Origin of the sequence: Serratia sp. N21D137, assembly GCF_047530005.1 — a bacterium.
In the GTDB taxonomy this organism is placed as follows: domain Bacteria; phylum Pseudomonadota; class Gammaproteobacteria; order Enterobacterales; family Enterobacteriaceae; genus Chania; species Chania fonticola_B.
Genome location: NZ_JBLJAJ010000003.1, coordinates 43,455 through 60,330, shown reverse-complemented (window position 1 = coordinate 60,330; position 16,876 = coordinate 43,455). Strand labels below are relative to the sequence as shown.

The 16,876-nt window shown below is 55.7% G+C and carries 16 protein-coding genes; 10 read left to right on the top strand and 6 right to left on the bottom strand.

Annotated elements, in window-relative coordinates; genetic code table 11:
- Positions 1 to 32 precede the first annotated feature (32 nt).
- The 6 genes from murC (at position 33) to lpxC (ending at position 6,780) form a co-directional block, all read left to right on the top strand.
- The gene (gene murC, locus ACMV5H_RS03530; RefSeq protein WP_024527168.1) at positions 33 to 1,508 is read left to right on the top strand and encodes a UDP-N-acetylmuramate--L-alanine ligase; all 1,476 of its coding nucleotides are present in this window, start codon (positions 33 to 35) and stop codon (positions 1,506 to 1,508) included.
- Positions 1,501 to 2,421, top strand: coding sequence for a D-alanine--D-alanine ligase (locus ACMV5H_RS03525; RefSeq protein WP_094982150.1), 921 nt, complete (start codon positions 1,501 to 1,503; stop codon positions 2,419 to 2,421). The genes murC and ACMV5H_RS03525 overlap by 8 nt, the downstream gene beginning before the upstream one ends.
- Position 2,422: 1 nt before the next feature.
- The gene (ftsQ, locus tag ACMV5H_RS03520; RefSeq protein ID WP_059199741.1) at positions 2,423 to 3,277 is read left to right on the top strand and encodes a cell division protein FtsQ; all 855 of its coding nucleotides are present in this window, start codon (positions 2,423 to 2,425) and stop codon (positions 3,275 to 3,277) included.
- A complete protein-coding gene (gene ftsA, locus ACMV5H_RS03515) occupies positions 3,274 to 4,530 on the top strand; it encodes a cell division protein FtsA (RefSeq protein ID WP_004950148.1) in 1,257 nt (418 codons plus the stop codon). Before ftsQ ends, ftsA begins: the two co-directional genes overlap by 4 nt.
- 74 nt (positions 4,531 to 4,604) lie before the next feature.
- Positions 4,605 to 5,759, top strand: coding sequence for a cell division protein FtsZ (gene ftsZ, locus ACMV5H_RS03510; RefSeq protein ID WP_024483522.1), 1,155 nt, complete (start codon positions 4,605 to 4,607; stop codon positions 5,757 to 5,759).
- Positions 5,760 to 5,862: 103 nt separating this feature from the next.
- Positions 5,863 to 6,780: a UDP-3-O-acyl-N-acetylglucosamine deacetylase gene (gene lpxC / locus ACMV5H_RS03505; protein ID WP_414821470.1), complete on the top strand. Its 918-nt coding sequence runs from the start codon at positions 5,863 to 5,865 to the stop codon at positions 6,778 to 6,780.
- Between the two features lie 16 nt (positions 6,781 to 6,796).
- Here the strand turns inward: lpxC and ACMV5H_RS03500 are convergent, their stop codons facing one another.
- The gene (locus ACMV5H_RS03500) at positions 6,797 to 7,324 is read right to left on the bottom strand and encodes a DUF721 domain-containing protein (protein ID WP_059199742.1); all 528 of its coding nucleotides are present in this window, start codon (positions 7,322 to 7,324) and stop codon (positions 6,797 to 6,799) included.
- A 26-nt stretch (positions 7,325 to 7,350) separates the two neighbouring features.
- Here ACMV5H_RS03500 and secM point away from each other — a divergent pair, with 26 nt between their 5' ends.
- The 3 genes from secM (at position 7,351) to mutT (ending at position 11,166) form a co-directional block, all read left to right on the top strand.
- On the top strand, positions 7,351 to 7,884 hold the full coding sequence (gene secM / locus ACMV5H_RS03495) for a secA translation cis-regulator SecM (protein WP_059199743.1): 534 nt from the start codon (positions 7,351 to 7,353) through the stop codon (positions 7,882 to 7,884).
- An 89-nt stretch (positions 7,885 to 7,973) separates the two neighbouring features.
- The gene (gene secA / locus ACMV5H_RS03490; RefSeq protein WP_021179333.1) at positions 7,974 to 10,685 is read left to right on the top strand and encodes a preprotein translocase subunit SecA; all 2,712 of its coding nucleotides are present in this window, start codon (positions 7,974 to 7,976) and stop codon (positions 10,683 to 10,685) included.
- A 79-nt stretch (positions 10,686 to 10,764) separates the two neighbouring features.
- A complete protein-coding gene (mutT, locus tag ACMV5H_RS03485; RefSeq protein WP_414821469.1) occupies positions 10,765 to 11,166 on the top strand; it encodes an 8-oxo-dGTP diphosphatase MutT in 402 nt (133 codons plus the stop codon).
- Between the two features lie 40 nt (positions 11,167 to 11,206).
- Here the strand turns inward: mutT and yacG are convergent, their stop codons facing one another.
- From yacG to coaE, 3 genes are read right to left on the bottom strand one after another with little or no spacing between them, the layout of a single operon-like run.
- Positions 11,207 to 11,410: a DNA gyrase inhibitor YacG gene (gene yacG / locus ACMV5H_RS03480; RefSeq protein WP_223498881.1), complete on the bottom strand. Its 204-nt coding sequence runs from the start codon at positions 11,408 to 11,410 to the stop codon at positions 11,207 to 11,209.
- Between the two features lie 30 nt (positions 11,411 to 11,440).
- Complete coding sequence (gene zapD / locus ACMV5H_RS03475) at positions 11,441 to 12,193, bottom strand: cell division protein ZapD (protein ID WP_059199745.1); 753 nt, start codon at positions 12,191 to 12,193, stop codon at positions 11,441 to 11,443.
- Positions 12,190 to 12,813, bottom strand: a complete 624-nt coding sequence (coaE, locus tag ACMV5H_RS03470; RefSeq protein ID WP_021179337.1) for a dephospho-CoA kinase — start codon at positions 12,811 to 12,813, stop codon at positions 12,190 to 12,192. The genes zapD and coaE overlap by 4 nt, the downstream gene beginning before the upstream one ends.
- Positions 12,814 to 13,132: 319 nt before the next feature.
- Here coaE and ACMV5H_RS03465 point away from each other — a divergent pair, with 319 nt between their 5' ends.
- Complete coding sequence (locus tag ACMV5H_RS03465; RefSeq protein ID WP_021179338.1) at positions 13,133 to 14,176, top strand: GMP reductase; 1,044 nt, start codon at positions 13,133 to 13,135, stop codon at positions 14,174 to 14,176.
- Positions 14,177 to 14,241: 65 nt separating this feature from the next.
- Here the strand turns inward: ACMV5H_RS03465 and hofC are convergent, their stop codons facing one another.
- Together hofC and gspE are read right to left on the bottom strand one after the other, a co-directional pair.
- Entirely contained in the window at positions 14,242 to 15,441 is a 1,200-nt protein-coding gene (gene hofC / locus ACMV5H_RS03460) for a protein transport protein HofC (protein WP_414821468.1), read from the bottom strand.
- Positions 15,438 to 16,874 (bottom strand): type II secretion system protein GspE, encoded by a 1,437-nt coding sequence (gspE, locus tag ACMV5H_RS03455; protein ID WP_414821467.1) that lies wholly within the window; start codon positions 16,872 to 16,874, stop codon positions 15,438 to 15,440. The genes hofC and gspE overlap by 4 nt, the downstream gene beginning before the upstream one ends.
- Positions 16,875 to 16,876: the final 2 nt, after the last annotated feature.

The window sequence follows — 16,876 nt, the reverse complement described above, 5'->3', positions numbered from 1 at the left end:
GAGCTAAATCGAACCTGATAGATAGAGAAGTGATGAATACACAACAATTGGCGAAACTACGTACTTTCGTGCCCGAGATGCGACGCGTCCGGCACATTCACTTTGTTGGCATCGGTGGTGCCGGCATGGGTGGTATCGCCGAGGTGTTGGCCAACGAGGGTTATCAGATCAGCGGTTCCGACCTGGCGCCGAACCCGGTCACCCAGCAGTTGAGTGAGCTTGGGGCAACGATTTACTTCCATCACCGCCCAGAAAACGTGCTGGATGCCAGCGTGGTAGTGGTTTCGACCGCTATCCCGGCAGACAACCCGGAGATCGTCGCAGCCCGCGAGGCGCGCATTCCGGTGATCCAGCGGGCAGAAATGCTGGCCGAGCTGATGCGCTATCGCCATGGCATTGCCATCGCCGGTACGCACGGTAAAACCACTACCACGGCGATGGTGTCCAGTATTTACGCCGAAGCCGGTCTTGACCCAACGTTTGTTAACGGTGGGCTGGTGAAAGCGGCGGGTACCCACGCGCGTTTGGGCTCTAGCCGTTACCTGATTGCGGAAGCGGATGAGAGCGACGCGTCGTTCCTGCATTTGCAACCGATGGTGGCGATTGTCACCAACATCGAAGCCGACCATATGGATACATACCATGGCGACTTCGAGAATTTGAAGCAGACGTTTATCACCTTCCTGCATAACCTGCCGTTCTATGGTCGTGCGGTAATGTGCATTGACGATCCGGTCGTGCGTGAGTTGTTGCCGCGCGTGGGTCGCCATATCACCACTTACGGCTTTAGCGAGGATGCGGATGTGCGTATCGAGAGCTATAGCCAGATCGGGCCGCAGGGGCACTTTACCCTGAGCCGTCAGGATAAGCCGTTGATGACGGTCACCCTGAATGCACCGGGCCGCCATAACGCCTTGAACGCGGCGGCGGCGGTTGCCGTGGCGACGGAAGAAGGCATTGCCGACGAAGCCATTCTGCGTGCGCTGGCCGGTTTCCAGGGAACGGGGCGTCGCTTCGATTTCCTGGGGGAGTTCCCATTGGCGGCGGTGAACGAAAAACAGGGTAGTGCCATGTTGGTGGACGATTATGGCCACCACCCAACGGAAGTGGATGCGACCATCAAGGCCGCGCGTGCCGGTTGGCCAACCAAGCGGGTGGTGATGATCTTCCAGCCGCACCGCTATACCCGTACTCGCGATCTGTATGACGATTTCGCCAACGTGTTGTCGCAGGTTGATGTGTTGCTGATGCTGGATGTCTATCCGGCGGGTGAAGCTCCGATCCCTGGCGCTGATAGCCGTAGCCTGTGCCGTACCATTCGCAATCGCGGCAAACTGGATCCGATCCTGGTGTCCGATGCGGATACCGTGCCAACGCTGTTGGCGCAGCTGTTGCAAGGCGACGACCTGGTGCTGGTGCAAGGGGCTGGCAATGTCGGTAAAATCGCGCGCCGGCTGGCTGAACTAAAACTGCAACCACAGATCAAAGAGGAGGATCATCATGGCTGATAAAGTCGCCGTATTGCTGGGTGGTACCTCCGCAGAACGTGAAGTTTCACTGCAATCTGGCGCGGCCGTGCTGGCCGGGTTGCGAGAAGCGGGCATTGATGCTCATGGCATCGATACCCGTGACTTCCCTGTCACCGAGCTGAAAGCGCAGGGGTTCACCAAAGTGTTCATTGCGCTGCACGGGCGTGGCGGTGAAGATGGTACATTGCAAGGTCTGCTGGAGTTTTTGCAGTTGCCTTATACCGGCAGCGGCGTGATGGCCTCGGCGCTGACCATGGATAAATGGCGCAGCAAAATGGTATGGCAGTCGATGGGGCTGCCGGTGGCACCTTACGTGGCGTTGAGCCGCCGTCAGTATCTGGGCGACGATCGGCAAAGCCAGCTGGCCGCCATTGAAGCTTTGGGATTGCCACTGATTGTGAAGCCAAGCCGCGAAGGCTCCAGCGTTGGCATGAGCAAAGTGACCGAACGCGCAGCCCTGGAAGGGGCGCTGGAAGAGGCTTTCCGTCATGATGAGGATGTGCTGGTAGAGAAATGGCTCAGCGGCCCGGAATACACCGTGGCGATCCTGGGCGATCAGGTGCTGCCTTCCATCCGTATTCAGCCCGCTGGCGTGTTTTACGATTACCAGGCCAAATATATTTCCGACGATACGCAGTATTTTTGCCCGAGCGGCCTGGATGCACAGCAGGAAGCCGCTATGGCTGCGCTGGCACTGCGGGCTTACCGTGGGCTGGATTGCAGCGGCTGGGGGCGTGTTGATGTCATGCAAGACAGTGATGGCAGCTTCTACCTGCTGGAGGCGAATACCTCGCCGGGCATGACCAGCCACAGTCTGGTCCCGATGGCGGCCCGGCAGTCCGGATTAACTTTCTCGCAGTTGGTTGCGGGCATTCTGGCGTTGGCTGACTGAGATGTCGCAAGCGGCTCTGAATGCACGCGAGCGCGAGGCGGATAACGGCCCACGTCGCAGCAATGGCACCCAACTGGCAGGGATGATTTTCCTGCTGATGGTGCTAGGCACCATCCTGTGGTGCGGCTGGGTAGTGGTGGGTTGGATGCAAGATGCCAGCCGTCTGCCGCTCTCAAGGCTGGTATTGACCGGTGAACGCCATTTCACCACTAACGACGATGTTCGCCAGGCGATCTTGGCTTTGGGAGCACCGGGCACCTTTATGACGCAGGATGTGGACATCATCCAGCAGCAGATCGAGCGTCTGCCGTGGGTCAAGCAGGCCAGCGTACGTAAACAGTGGCCGGATGAGCTGAAAATCCACCTGGTGGAGTATGTCCCGGTGGCGCATTGGAATGATTTGCACATGGTTGATGCCGAGGGCAAGTCGTTCAGCATTCCGGCACAGCGTTTGGGCAATCAGAAATTACCGTTGCTCTATGGTCCGGAAGGCAGCGAACAGGATGTTCTGGAAGGTTACCGCGCGATGAACGGCGTGCTGGCAGCCAGCAAGTACCAGCTTAAGATGGCGTCCATGACGGCCCGCCATTCGTGGCAGTTGGCTTTGGATAACGATGTTCGGCTGGAACTGGGACGTGACGATCGCATGGGTCGCTTGCAACGCTTCATCGGGCTTTATCCGGTGCTGTTGCAGCAGGCGCAGGCGGAAAACAAGCGCGTCAGCTATGTCGATTTACGCTATGACTCCGGTGCCTCAGTCGGCTGGGCTCCGGCGTTTATCGACCCGCAGGCAGCCATGGGCGATCGACCAAACAGTAATCAGCAACAGAATCAGGCACAGGCAAAACAACAATGATCAAGTCGACGGACAGAAAACTGGTAGTTGGACTGGAGATCGGTACCGCAAAAGTCTCCGCATTGGTGGGGGAAGTTTTGCCCGATGGCATGGTCAACATTATCGGGGTGGGCAGTTGCCCGTCTCGCGGTATGGATAAGGGTGGCGTTAACGATCTGGAATCGGTAGTCAAGTGCGTACAGCGCGCTATTGACCAGGCCGAACTGATGGCGGATTGTCAGATTTCTTCGGTTTACCTGGCCTTGTCGGGTAAGCATATCAGCTGTCAGAACGAGATCGGGATGGTGCCGATCTCCGAAGAGGAAGTGACGCAGGAAGACGTGGAGAACGTAGTGCATACCGCCAAGTCGGTGCGTGTGCGCGACGAACACCGCATCCTGCACGTTATCCCTCAGGAATACGCCATCGACTATCAGGAAGGCATCAAAAACCCGGTTGGGTTATCCGGCGTGCGTATGCAGGCCAAGGTCCACCTGATCACCTGCCATAACGATATGGCCAAGAACATTGTCAAAGCAGTGGAACGTTGTGGTCTGAAAGTGGACCAACTGATTTTCGCCGGTCTGGCCGCCAGCTATGCGGTGCTGACCGAAGATGAGCGCGAACTCGGCGTCTGTGTGGTAGATATCGGCGGGGGCACCATGGATATGGCGGTGTATACCGGCGGTGCTCTGCGCCACACCAAAGTGATCCCTTACGCCGGGAACGTGGTCACCAGCGATATCGCCTACGCCTTCGGCACGCCGCCGACCGACGCGGAAGCGATTAAAGTTCGACACGGTTGTGCACTTGGGTCGATTGTTAGCAAGGATGAAAGTGTTGAGGTTCCTAGCGTGGGGGGAAGGCCTCCTCGGAGTCTGCAAAGACAGACATTGGCTGAAGTGATTGAGCCGCGCTACACCGAACTGTTGAATCTGGTTAACGATGAAATATTGCAATTGCAGGAGCAACTGCGTCAGCAAGGGGTGAAGCATCATCTGGCAGCGGGTATTGTGCTGACCGGCGGTGCCGCCCAGATTGATGGCCTGGCAGCCTGTGCGCAACGGGTATTCCATACCCAGGTACGCATCGGCCAACCCTTGAACATCACGGGTCTGACGGATTACGCGCAAGAGCCTTACTATTCTACAGCGGTCGGGCTACTGCACTATGGAAAAGAGTCTCACCTGAGCGGTGAGGCAGAAGTAGAAAAACGCGCCTCGGTGGGCAATTGGTTTAAACGCATCAATAGCTGGCTGAGAAAAGAGTTTTAATGTTTAGACAAAGAGATCATGCTGAGTAATCTTTTTATGATCTCGCAGCGACAGGCACAAAACGGAGAGAAACTATGTTTGAACCAATGGAACTAACCAATGACGCGGTGATTAAAGTCATCGGCGTCGGCGGTGGCGGTGGCAATGCCGTTGAACACATGGTGCGCGAGCGCATCGAAGGTGTTGAATTCTTCGCCGTTAATACAGACGCTCAGGCGCTACGTAAAACGGCAGTTGGCCAAACCATCCAGATTGGTAGCGGTATTACCAAAGGTCTGGGTGCAGGCGCGAACCCGGAAGTGGGTCGTAATTCAGCGGAAGAAGACCGTGAAGCCCTGCGCGCCGCCCTGGAAGGTGCAGACATGGTCTTCATCGCGGCCGGCATGGGTGGCGGTACCGGTACCGGTGCTGCGCCAGTGGTGGCAGAAGTCGCAAAAGATCTGGGTATTCTGACCGTGGCCGTGGTGACCAAGCCATTCAACTTTGAAGGCAAGAAGCGCATGGCATTCGCGGAGCAGGGTATCGCCGAGCTGTCCAAGCACGTGGACTCGCTGATCACCATCCCGAACGACAAGTTGCTGAAAGTTCTGGGCCGTGGCATCTCTCTGCTGGACGCGTTCGGCGCGGCCAACGACGTGCTGAAAGGCGCGGTGCAGGGTATTGCCGAACTGATCACACGTCCGGGCCTGATGAACGTCGACTTTGCTGACGTGCGCACCGTGATGTCCGAAATGGGCTACGCGATGATGGGCTCTGGCGTTGCCTGTGGCGAAGACCGTGCCGAAGAAGCGGCGGAAATGGCGATCTCCAGCCCACTGCTGGAAGATATCGACCTGTCCGGCGCCCGTGGCGTGCTGGTCAACATCACCGCTGGCTTCGACCTGCGTCTGGATGAGTTCGAAACCGTGGGTAACACCATCCGTGCTTTCGCTTCCGACAATGCGACCGTGGTAATCGGTACCTCGCTGGATCCGGAAATGAACGACGAACTGCGCGTGACCGTAGTTGCGACCGGTATCGGTATGGACAAACGTCCTGAAATCACCCTGGTAACCAATAAACAGGCCAGCCAGCCAGTGATGGATCACCGTTACCAGCAGCATGGTATGTCACCGCTGCAGCAGGAAGTGAAACCTGCCGCCAAGGTGGTAAACGATCAGAGCGCGCAACCAAACAAAGAGCCTGATTATCTGGATATTCCGGCCTTCCTGCGCAAGCAGGCAGATTAGGAATAAGCTGATAATTTGGAATCTCCGCTCTTTGTGCTAAACTGTCCCGCCGGCCTTGCTGTATGCTGGGCTGGTTGGATTGATAACATTGCGAGATAAAACGATGATCAAACAAAGGACATTAAAACGTATTGTTCAGGCGACGGGTGTCGGTTTACATACCGGCAAGAAAGTCACGCTGACAATGCGCCCAGCGTCGGCTAATACCGGGGTCATCTATCGTCGCACTGACTTGAATCCACCGGTTGATTTCCCGGCTGATGCAAAATCCGTGCGTGATACCATGCTCTGTACTTGCCTGGTGAATGAGTCAGACGTGCGTATTTCCACCGTTGAGCATCTTAATGCTGCGTTGGCGGGCTTGGGTATCGACAACATCATTATTGAAGTTGACGCTGCCGAAATCCCGATCATGGACGGTAGTGCCAGCCCGTTTGTCTATCTGTTGCTGGATGCCGGCATCGAAGAGCTGAATTCGGCGAAGAAATTCCTGCGTCTGAAAGACACCGTACGTGTTGAAGATGGCGACAAGTGGGTAGAGCTGTCCCCGCATAACGGGTTCCGCCTGGACTTCACCATCGACTTCAACCACCCGGCGATTGATGCCAGTACCCAACGCTATCGTCTGGATTTCTCAGCCGATTCGTTCGTACGCCAAATCAGCCGTGCGCGTACCTTCGGTTTCATGCGTGATATCGAGTATCTGCAGTCCCGTGGCCTGGCCCTGGGCGGCAGCTTCGATTGCGCGATTGTGGTGGATGACTATCGTGTCCTCAACGAAGACGGCCTGCGCTTCGAAGACGAATTCGTGCGCCACAAAATGCTGGATGCCATCGGCGATCTGTTCATGTGCGGCCATAACATCATTGGCGCGTTCACCGCGTACAAATCAGGCCATGCGCTGAACAACAAGCTGCTGCAAGCCGTGCTGGCGAAACAGGAAGCTTGGGAATTCGTGACATTCCAGGATGAAGCCGAAATGCCGTTGGCATTCAAGGCTCCGTCAACCGTACTGGCCTAAGCGGCCAAGACGTCAATTACTTATTACGACCGGTCTCGTTGGCTCTCTCTCCTGCCAACGCGGCCAGTCGTTCTAATATCTTGCGCAATTTTTCTGGGCTCTGCGCCGCCAATCCCCGTAATGCATCCGCACTTTCCAGGCTCAAATGACGCATAGGCACCTCTGCTTGCTGGCCATTTTCCGTGCTTTTGCCGTGGTTTTGTACCTGGCTGCTGCCTTTTGCCATCAACGAGGGATTAATCCTGATGTCGATTGAAGACAAAGATGGTAGAATTTGCGCTCGTAGTGCGGATAGCAGGCTGGGTTGTTCATAGCGTAAGCGCATCATCCAACTGGCATTGGCGGTTTCCAGCACTAAAATACCCTGTCTGAAGTTGGCGACACGGCACCAAGGGTGCAACTGAGCGGGCAATAACCCCTTCACGGCACGATTGAGTTTCAGTAGCGCGGTAGCGCGTTGCTGAACGTTATGCAGCGGTCCTTTCTCTGTTGCAGACGCGTCGTCAAACAGGATATCTAATAATTGTGGACGGCTATCGCGCATAATGGGCTCCGGCGGATAATAAACACGTGATCGGTATTCTAAATCGTTGGCGACAATTTGGCAGACGTTATTTCTGGCCTCATCTCCTGTTGGGGATGGTAGCGGCTACGCTTGGCGTACCGCAAAATCTGTCCGGCACCGTCGATCAAAGCGCATTACCGAGCACCTCGTCCAGCCTTAACCGGCAAAATTCCGTCAGTCACGCCTTTAACAGCCTGGCGTTACTGCAAGAAGTGCATCGTCGCCCAACGTTTAACGTTGATTACTGGCACCAGCATGCGCTTCGAACCGTCATTCGTCACCTCTCTTTTGCTCTGGCACCTCAGGCCGTCTATGCCCGAGTGCAGGAAGCGGAGGCCGTTGCGGTTGAACCGCCATTACAGGTGGCTCAGCTTGCCCTGCTCTCCACGCTCAATGCGCTACTGACGCACGAGCCAAAACCACCGACTATCATTCGTGATACCCATCACCCCATCGTTCCTTCTTTGGCGCAGCATCAGGCCGGGCTGTGGCTCGCTCAGGTGCAAGGTATTCGCGCCGGGCCTGCAGCCCTCGGCTAATCTTTGCCCTCAGGGCAGCAAAAAAACAAACAACACAACAGCTTGTTGACGGCCATTATGGTGTCGTCGCGTAAGAGATATAAAGAATCATGTTAATCAAACTATTGACCAAAGTTTTTGGTAGCAGTAACGATCGTACCCTGCGCCGCATGCGCAAAGCGGTTGAGATGATCAACCGTATGGAACCAGACATGGAAAAACTGTCTGATAGCGAACTGCAGGCCAAGACCGATGAATTCCGCGCGCGTCTGAAAAAGGGTGAAGTGCTGGAAAGCCTGATCCCGGAAGCCTTCGCCGTAGTGCGTGAGGCCAGTAAGCGAGTCTTCGGTATGCGTCACTTCGACGTACAGCTGCTGGGCGGGATGGTGCTCAACGACCGCTGTATCGCCGAGATGCGTACCGGTGAAGGTAAAACCCTGACCGCAACCCTGCCTGCCTATCTGAACGCCCTGAGCGGCCGTGGCGTGCACGTGGTTACCGTCAACGACTACCTGGCCCAGCGTGATGCCGAAAACAACCGTCCGCTGTTCGAGTTCCTGGGGTTGAGCGTGGGTATCAACCTGCCTGGTATGCCTGCTCCGGCCAAGCGTGAAGCCTATGCCGCAGATATCACTTACGGTACCAACAACGAATACGGCTTTGACTACCTGCGTGACAACATGGCGTTCAGCCCGGAAGAGCGCGTACAGCGTAAGCTGCACTATGCGCTGGTGGATGAGGTTGACTCCATCCTGATCGACGAAGCGCGTACGCCGCTGATCATCTCCGGCCCGGCCGAAGACAGCTCAGAAATGTATAAGCGTGTTAATAAGCTTATCCCACAGCTGATCCGCCAGGAAAAAGAAGACTCCGACACCTTCCAGGGTGAAGGGCACTTCTCAGTCGATGAAAAAGCACGTCAGGTTCACCTGACCGAACGCGGCCTGATCATGATCGAAGAGATGCTGATGGAAGCAGGCATCATGGATGAAGGCGAATCGCTGTATTCACCAACCAACATCATGCTGATGCACCACGTCACCGCCGCGCTGCGTGCCCACGTGCTGTTCACCCGCGACGTTGACTATATCGTTAAAGACGGTGAAGTCATTATCGTTGACGAACACACTGGCCGTACCATGCAGGGCCGCCGCTGGTCCGATGGTCTGCACCAGGCGGTAGAAGCCAAAGAAGGCGTAGAAATCCAGAACGAAAACCAGACGCTGGCTTCGATCACCTTCCAGAACTACTTCCGTCTCTATGAGAAACTGGCCGGTATGACCGGTACAGCGGACACCGAAGCCTTCGAATTCAGCTCCATCTACAAGCTCGATACCATCGTGGTGCCGACCAACCGCCCAATGATCCGTAAAGATATGCCGGATCTGGTCTACATGACCGAAAAAGAGAAGATCGCGGCGATCATTGAAGATATCCGTGAGCGTACTGCCAACGGCCAGCCGGTGCTGGTGGGGACTATCTCGATCGAGAAATCCGAAGTGGTTTCCCGTGAGCTGACCAAAGCTGGGATCGAACACAAGGTTCTGAACGCCAAATTCCACGCCATGGAAGCGGATATTGTGGCCAATGCGGGTCAGACTGCTGCGGTAACCATCGCCACCAACATGGCCGGCCGTGGTACCGATATCGTGTTGGGCGGCAGCTGGCAGAGCGAACTCTCCCATCTGGAAGATCCGACAGAAGAGCAGATTGCCGAAATCAAAGCGGCCTGGAAAATTCGCCACGACGCCGTATTGGCCGCTGGTGGCTTGCACATTATCGGTACCGAACGTCACGAATCACGCCGTATCGACAACCAGCTGCGTGGCCGTTCCGGCCGTCAGGGTGATGCCGGTTCTTCCCGCTTCTACCTGTCAATGGAAGATGCGCTGATGCGTATTTTCGCCTCGGATCGTGTTTCAGGCATGATGCGTAAACTGGGTATGAAGGATGGCGAAGCCATCGAGCACCCGTGGGTCACCAAAGCCATTGCCAATGCGCAACGCAAGGTTGAAAGCCGTAACTTCGATATTCGTAAGCAACTGCTGGAATATGATGACGTGGCCAACGACCAGCGCCGTGCGATCTACAGCCAGCGTAACGAATTGCTCGACGTGTCCGACGTGAGTGAAACCATCAACAGTATCCGTGAAGACGTGTTCAAAACCACCATCGACAGCTACATTCCGCCGCAGTCGCTGGAAGAAATGTGGGACGTGAAAGGGCTGGAAGAACGCCTGAAAAACGACTTCGATCTGGATATGCCGATCGCCGAGTGGTTGGATAAAGAGCCTGAGCTGCACGAAGAAACGCTGCGTGAACGTATCATGGCGAAGGCGAAGGAAGATTACCTGCGCAAAGAAGAGGTTGTTGGCGCCGAAATGATGCGCAACTTCGAAAAAGGCGTGATGCTGCAGACGCTGGATTCCCTGTGGAAAGAGCACCTGGCGGCAATGGATTACCTGCGTCAGGGTATCCACCTGCGTGGCTATGCGCAAAAAGATCCGAAGCAGGAATACAAGCGTGAGTCCTTCAACATGTTTGCCACCATGCTGGAATCGCTGAAATATGAAGTGATCAGCGTGTTGAGCAAGGTTCAGGTACGCATGCCGGAAGAGGTTGAAGCTCTGGAGCTGCAACGCCGTGAAGAAGCCGAGCGTCTGGCACGCCAGCAACAGTTGAGCCACCAGGAAGAAAATGCCCTGGCGGTCACCGATCCGAACGCTCCTGCTGTTGCTGAACGTAAAGTAGGGCGTAACGATCCTTGCCCATGCGGTTCCGGTAAGAAATACAAGCAGTGCCACGGCCGCCTGCAAAAGTAAGCCGGGTGCAGTGAACGGTTAACGGTAAGGGCTCAGCATGCTGAGCCCTTTTTTTAAGTAGTAACTTCTGGAGGATGCGATGAAGCACCTGAACATCGCCGTAGGGATTATCCGTAACCCACAGCAGGAAATCTTCATCACACGCCGCGCTGCGGATTCGCACATGGCTGGCTTTTGGGAATTCCCTGGCGGCAAGATTGAGCAGGGCGAAACGCCGGAGCAGGCATTAGGCCGCGAATTGCTGGAAGAAACCGGGATCCGCGCCAATCAGGCACGGTTACTGGAGGTGCTGGAACACCGCTTCACCGATCGGATCGTAACGCTGAATTTCTATCTGGTGGAGGATTGGGCGGGCGAACCCTATGGCCGTGAAGGGCAGCCGATGCGTTGGGTAAAGCAGGCCGACCTGCGTGAGGAAGAGTTCCCCGAAGCCAACGTCAGTATCATCAAGCTGTTGGTGGCGCAGGCCAGTGCCGTGTAGTTAATTTTCGGCCTGGCAAGGCCAGGCCAATAATACCGTTTTAATGGTTGTTGCTGTCTCTGTCTTCACTCCAATCTTCACTTTCGTTCAGATCTTCGTTGCTCGGAATGCGCTTCTCTTCATCGGCCCATTCACCCAGATCGATCAGCTGGCAGCGCTTGCAGCAGAATGGACGATATGGGCTCACTTCACCCCATACCACGCCTTTGCCACAGGTTGGACATTTTACTACGGTCATATTCATTCCTTTCTCCCTCTTAAACCCAAGGGGTGATTAACAGCAGGCCAGCTCAAAGGTAAGACGCTCTGGCACTGTGCCGTTTTCGCTGTCTAGCGGCAGGAAACGGATGGCATAGCGCGTCTTGTGGCCGGAAATCTGCGGGTAAAGCTGGTAAGCCAGATTAATACGCAAGCGTAACAGATCGGCCCCTTCGGCGTTATCCTGGAAGAAGCCGTTGAGGCTGATCTGATTGCGGAACGGCCCGGCCTGGCGCACCAGATCCAACACGATGGTCAGCGCCTGATTCAAGGGTTCGAGGGTTTGCAACCACTCTGCCACGTCGGCATCACGCTCATTTTGTGCCACATGCATCCACATATGCAGTGTAGGCAAATCAAAGCTGCAACAGCCACCGGGGATGCTCAGACGTTGGCGAACCAGGCTAATCAGCCGGTCTTCACGCAGCGCCTGGCCCATACGCGGAGCAGACATCAGTGCAGATGCACAGCCTTTCAACTGGCTGCGTAGCTGATTGACCACCGAGATATCGACACCGGGCAATTCTGCCCACTGCAGTAATTTTTGCTGCTGGCGTTCCAGCTCTTTGAGCAGTTCGGTGCGCACTTCGCCACGTTCCAATACGTCCAGCAGGTCCGCAACGGTACGGAAAAAGGTCAGGGCGATAGCGGTTTCGCTCAGTGCTCTTTGGCCATGCAGTTGTTGTAATAAAAACTCGATCCGCAGCCAGGTGCGCATTTTTTCATTTAACGGGTGTTCAAAGAGAACGGTCGGGGAAGCGTCACTCATTCGGTGTGATCCTGTCGGGTCGCTGAGGTTGCCAGCTCAATATAGTGTTGATGCAATGCGGCGACATGGGATTCAATTCCTTGTGCGCTACCGCTATTGTCAATTACGTCATCCGCTACGGCCAGACGTTGTTCGCGCGTGGCCTGTGCAGACAGAATATTCAGCGCCTGCTGACGGCTGATGCCGTCGCGGGCCATGGTTCTGGCTAGTTGTGTTTCGCTGTCGACATCCACCACTAAAACGCGGTCGGCACGATCCTGCAGGCCGTTTTCTACCAGCAAGGGGACAACCCATAGTACGTAACAACTCTGGGCGTTGGCTAGTTGGCGTTGCGTTTCCCGCTGTATCTGCGGGTGCAGCAACTGGTTTAGCCAGCGCTTTTCGTCGGGATCGCTGAAGATCCGCTGACGTAAAGCCGCACGGTTGAGGGATCCATCCGCCTGCAACATTTCATTACCAAAATGTGCCGCAATGGCATCCAATGCCGGGGTTCCAGGCTCAACAACCTGGCGAGCAATGATATCCGCATCCACAATGGCCACGCCAAAACGTGCAAAGGCGTTGGCAACGGTGGACTTACCGCTGCCGATACCGCCGGTTAATGCCACTAGGTAGGCCATGGTCAAAGGGGATCCTGATATTCGCCAAAAATAATAAACGAATCATAAAGCGATCGCGCAGAAGTGCAAGCGGGTGCGTGTGACTTGCCCTGTGCCTGGTGTTTTGATAGGGGTAATTTGAGCCGCAGCATTGGGAAAATGAGGTAGCAATCACATTGGGATGTCGCAGGTAAATTTGTGGGATTGTACCGTAAATAAAGGCGAAATCGCAGTCTTGCCGAGCGATTATTAGTGCGTATGATAGCATCACTGGAACTGGCAATAACTAGGTTCGAAATCCCCTTGCGATCCGTCGCCAAAAACCAGGAAATCATAAGTCATGCGTATTGAAGAAGATTTGAAGTTAGGCTTTAAAGATGTGTTGATCCGCCCAAAGCGTTCCACGCTGAAAAGCCGCTCGGAAGTTGAACTGGAGCGCCAGTTTACCTTCAAACATTCAGGTTACAACTGGTCCGGTGTGCCGATTATTGCCGCCAATATGGATACGGTTGGCACCTTCCGCATGGCCGAGGCCCTGGCAACCTTCGACGTCCTTACCGCCGTTCATAAACACTACACCGTTGAGCAATGGGCCGAGTTTGTTCAGCGCTCTTCCGACTCCGTGTTGCGTCATGTGATGGTGTCTACCGGCACTTCTGAAGCCGACTTCGTCAAGATGAAGCAGATCCTGGCCCTTTCCCCAGCGTTGAAATTTATCTGCATCGACGTGGCCAACGGCTATTCCGAACACTTTGTTGCCTTCCTGAAAAAAGCCCGTGAAGCTTGCCCTAGCCATGTGATTTGCGCGGGTAACGTGGTTACCGGTGAAATGGTGGAAGAGCTGGTGCTGTCCGGTGCCGACATCGTCAAGGTCGGGATTGGTCCTGGCTCGGTCTGTACCACCCGTGTGAAAACCGGCGTGGGCTATCCGCAGCTTTCCGCGGTCATCGAATGTGCCGATGCTGCGCACGGTCTGGGTGGGCAGATTGTCAGCGATGGCGGTTGTTCCGTACCGGGTGATGTGGCGAAAGCCTTCGGCGGCGGCGCAGACTTTGTCATGCTGGGCGGGATGTTGGCCGGGCACGACGAATGTGAAGGCACCGTGGTGGAAGAAAACGGTGAGAAGTTTATGCTGTTCTACGGTATGAGCTCAGAGTCTGCCATGAAACGCCATGTGGGCGGTGTAGCTGGCTACCGTGCTGCGGAAGGTAAAACCGTCAAGCTGCCGCTGCGTGGTGAAGTCGAGTTTACCGTGCGTGATATCCTCGGTGGCCTGCGTTCTGCCTGTACTTATGTGGGCGCAGAACGTCTGAAAGAGCTGACCAAACGCACCACCTTTATCCGCGTAGCGGAGCAGGAAAACCGCGTTTTCGGCAGCAAATAATTGCCTGACCTGGTAGGGGCGCAGCAATGCTGCGCCCGTATCAAACAGGGGAAAAATTGAAAGCATTACCCCAGTACATTCCCCAGTTGGAATATCGGCAAATACATCGCGATCACCAACGTACCTACAATCCCGCCAACCACTATCATCAACAAAGGTTCCAGCGTTTGCGCCAGCGTATCGGCGAGCTCATAGGTCTGTTGTTCGTGCCAAAGCGCCAGCTTGTCCAACAGGACATCGAGCGTGCCGGATTCTTCCCCCACCCGCACTAATTGCTGGCATAGCGAAGGAAACAGCGGCTGTTGAGCTAGTGCGCTATGGAAAGGATACCCTTGAGAGAGCTGCTGTTCGATCGCCGTCAGCGCTTGGCAATAAAACACAATATTCACCGAAAGTTTCGCGGCGCTTAGCCCTGCCACCAGCGTCAATCCGGCCTGCTGCGTCATGGCCAGAATACGGAACACCTGGCTCAGGCAATTGCCCTTGACCAACGAGGCAATCAACGGAATGCGTAGCAACATTGCCTGCTCACGTTGTTGCCAATCGGCTAACGGATGCAACCTACGCCAATAAAATCCTGCCAGCCCAGCCACCGTGAGCAACAGATAAGGCCCGGTAGCAATCAATGCGCCGGACAGTGCCAGCAGCCTTTGAGTAAACCAGGGCAACGGGGCGTCAAATGACTGATAAATCTTGGCAAACTCTGGCAGCACCATCACCAACATCAGTATGGTGACTGAAATGGCCACCAGGCAGATAAACAGCGGGTAGCGCAGCGCCTTCAGCACTTTTTTCTGTAGCCTTTGCTGAGCTTCTTGTTGCTGTGCCAACTGTAGGCAGCAGCGATCCAGATTACCCGTCAATTCGCCGATGGCGATCAGTTGGCGGTAGATTAGCGGGAATACGCGATGTTGGTCTGCGATCACCTCGGAAAAGGGTTGCCCCATCGCCACGCTATTGCTGATTTCCAGCAACAGACAGCGCCAGGCCGCCGACTGATGCTCCTGAGCCAGCAACTGTAGGCTATTGACCAACGGTAACCCGGCTTGCAGCAGAGTTGCCAACTGACGGGTGAATTGGATCATCGGCTCGCCACGCCATTGACGTGCGGAGACCCGTTTCCCCGCCCCCAGCTGGTAAGGCTGCAATCCTTGCTCCAGCAAATGCTGATAGACCTGATTTTTCTCCTCCGCCAGCAGTTCGCCACTGCGAATTCCACCTTGGCTATCGATGGCTTGCCAAACAAACAGACGGCGAGTTCTCATGCTGTACTCTCACCTTGAGTGTTCACCCCGACTACGCGGTACAGTTCCTCCAGCGAGGTTATTCCCTTGGCGACCAGCTCCAGGCCCGCTTGTAGCAGCGTTGTTTGGCCCTGCTGCTGTGCTATATCGGCCAACTGGATCGCCGAGGCATTTTGCATCAGGGCATTTTGGATTTCGGGTGTGATCTTCAGCAGTTCGTAAACGCCGATCCGGCCGTAATAACCGCCAAAGCAATGCTCACAGCCAGCTGCACGCCACGGGATCAGGGGTTCCGGCCAAAGGGTAGCCGGGAAGTGCAGGATCTCAACTTGTGGATAGCGGCAATGGGGGCACAAACGTCGCACCAGGCGCTGGGCGATCACCAGTTTCAGGCAGGCCGCCAGCAGGTAACCGGGAATGCCCATTTGGGTCAGGCGGGTCAACGTTTCGCAGGTGGAGTTGGTGTGCAGGGTCGATAGCACCAAATGCCCGGTTTGTGCCGCCTTGACGGCAATTTCTGCCGTTTCTTTATCGCGGATCTCGCCGATCATGATGACATCCGGATCCTGGCGCAGCAGGGCCCGTAACACGCGAGCGAAGTCCAGATCGGTTTTGCTGTTGATCTGCGTCTGGTTAATACCGAACACCGGGATCTCGATGGGATCTTCAACGCTGCACAGGTTGCTCTGCGCATCGTTCAGCTGGCGTAACCCGCTGTACAGCGTCACGGTTTTACCGCTGCCAGTCGGGCCGGTTACCAGGATCATGCCTTGCGGGTTGCAGAGGGCATTGGCATACCACCCAAGTGCTTCCAGACTCATACCAAGCTGCTCGAGCGGCAGCTCCTGGCGATCGGTTTGCAGGATCCTCAGTACCACCTTTTCGCCATACAGCGTGGGTAAGGTGGAGATCCGCATTGAGAAACTGGCATTATCCAGCTGCACGCTGAGTTGGCCGTCCTGTGGCAGGCGGCGCTCGGCGATATCCAGTTGCCCCATGATCTTCAGCCTGGCAGTGATCCTGGCCGCCAGAGAAAAGGGCGGAGAGGCGATCGCCTGTAGCACACCGTCGATCCTGAGTCTGACGCGGAATCGCTGCTGATAAGGTTCAAAATGCACGTCAGAGGCACGCCGTTGAATGGCGCTACGCAGCGTTTGGTTAATAAATTGCACCACCGGCGTGTCGCTGTCGTCGTTTAGCGAAGGGGGCCGCTCCTCGGTATTTTCCGGCGGTGGAACCAGGGCGAGGGATTGCCGCTGATTCTGTGCCTGTTCCAGCCGCGCAACGGGCCATTGCTCAATCCCCACGCTTTTGCCGGTGGCGAAACGCAAAGCGCTCACCAGTGCCGCAGGGATTTCACCATGCAGGGCGATAGTCAGCCGCTGCTCGTCTTCGCTGAGTGCCAGTGCCTGATAGCGTTGGCACAGCGTGTGGATTTCATCGCTGATTTCCATGC

Coding starts and splice junctions, on each gene's coding strand:
- ACMV5H_RS03500 (WP_059199742.1), bottom strand. CDS start 7,324: ATGCGCGATAGCCGTCCACAATTATTAGATATCCTGTTTGACGACGCG.
- ftsZ (WP_024483522.1), top strand. CDS start 4,605: ATGTTTGAACCAATGGAACTAACCAATGACGCGGTGATTAAAGTCATC.
- ftsQ (WP_059199741.1), top strand. CDS start 2,423: ATGTCGCAAGCGGCTCTGAATGCACGCGAGCGCGAGGCGGATAACGGC.
- ftsA (WP_004950148.1), top strand. CDS start 3,274: ATGATCAAGTCGACGGACAGAAAACTGGTAGTTGGACTGGAGATCGGT.
- ACMV5H_RS03525 (WP_094982150.1), top strand. CDS start 1,501: ATGGCTGATAAAGTCGCCGTATTGCTGGGTGGTACCTCCGCAGAACGT.
- mutT (WP_414821469.1), top strand. CDS start 10,765: ATGAAGCACCTGAACATCGCCGTAGGGATTATCCGTAACCCACAGCAG.
- ACMV5H_RS03465 (WP_021179338.1), top strand. CDS start 13,133: ATGCGTATTGAAGAAGATTTGAAGTTAGGCTTTAAAGATGTGTTGATC.
- yacG (WP_223498881.1), bottom strand. CDS start 11,410: ATGAATATGACCGTAGTAAAATGTCCAACCTGTGGCAAAGGCGTGGTA.
- zapD (WP_059199745.1), bottom strand. CDS start 12,193: ATGAGTGACGCTTCCCCGACCGTTCTCTTTGAACACCCGTTAAATGAA.
- coaE (WP_021179337.1), bottom strand. CDS start 12,813: ATGGCCTACCTAGTGGCATTAACCGGCGGTATCGGCAGCGGTAAGTCC.
- secA (WP_021179333.1), top strand. CDS start 7,974: ATGTTAATCAAACTATTGACCAAAGTTTTTGGTAGCAGTAACGATCGT.
- hofC (WP_414821468.1), bottom strand. CDS start 15,441: ATGAGAACTCGCCGTCTGTTTGTTTGGCAAGCCATCGATAGCCAAGGT.
- murC (WP_024527168.1), top strand. CDS start 33: ATGAATACACAACAATTGGCGAAACTACGTACTTTCGTGCCCGAGATG.
- gspE (WP_414821467.1), bottom strand. CDS start 16,874: ATGGAAATCAGCGATGAAATCCACACGCTGTGCCAACGCTATCAGGCA.
- lpxC (WP_414821470.1), top strand. CDS start 5,863: ATGATCAAACAAAGGACATTAAAACGTATTGTTCAGGCGACGGGTGTC.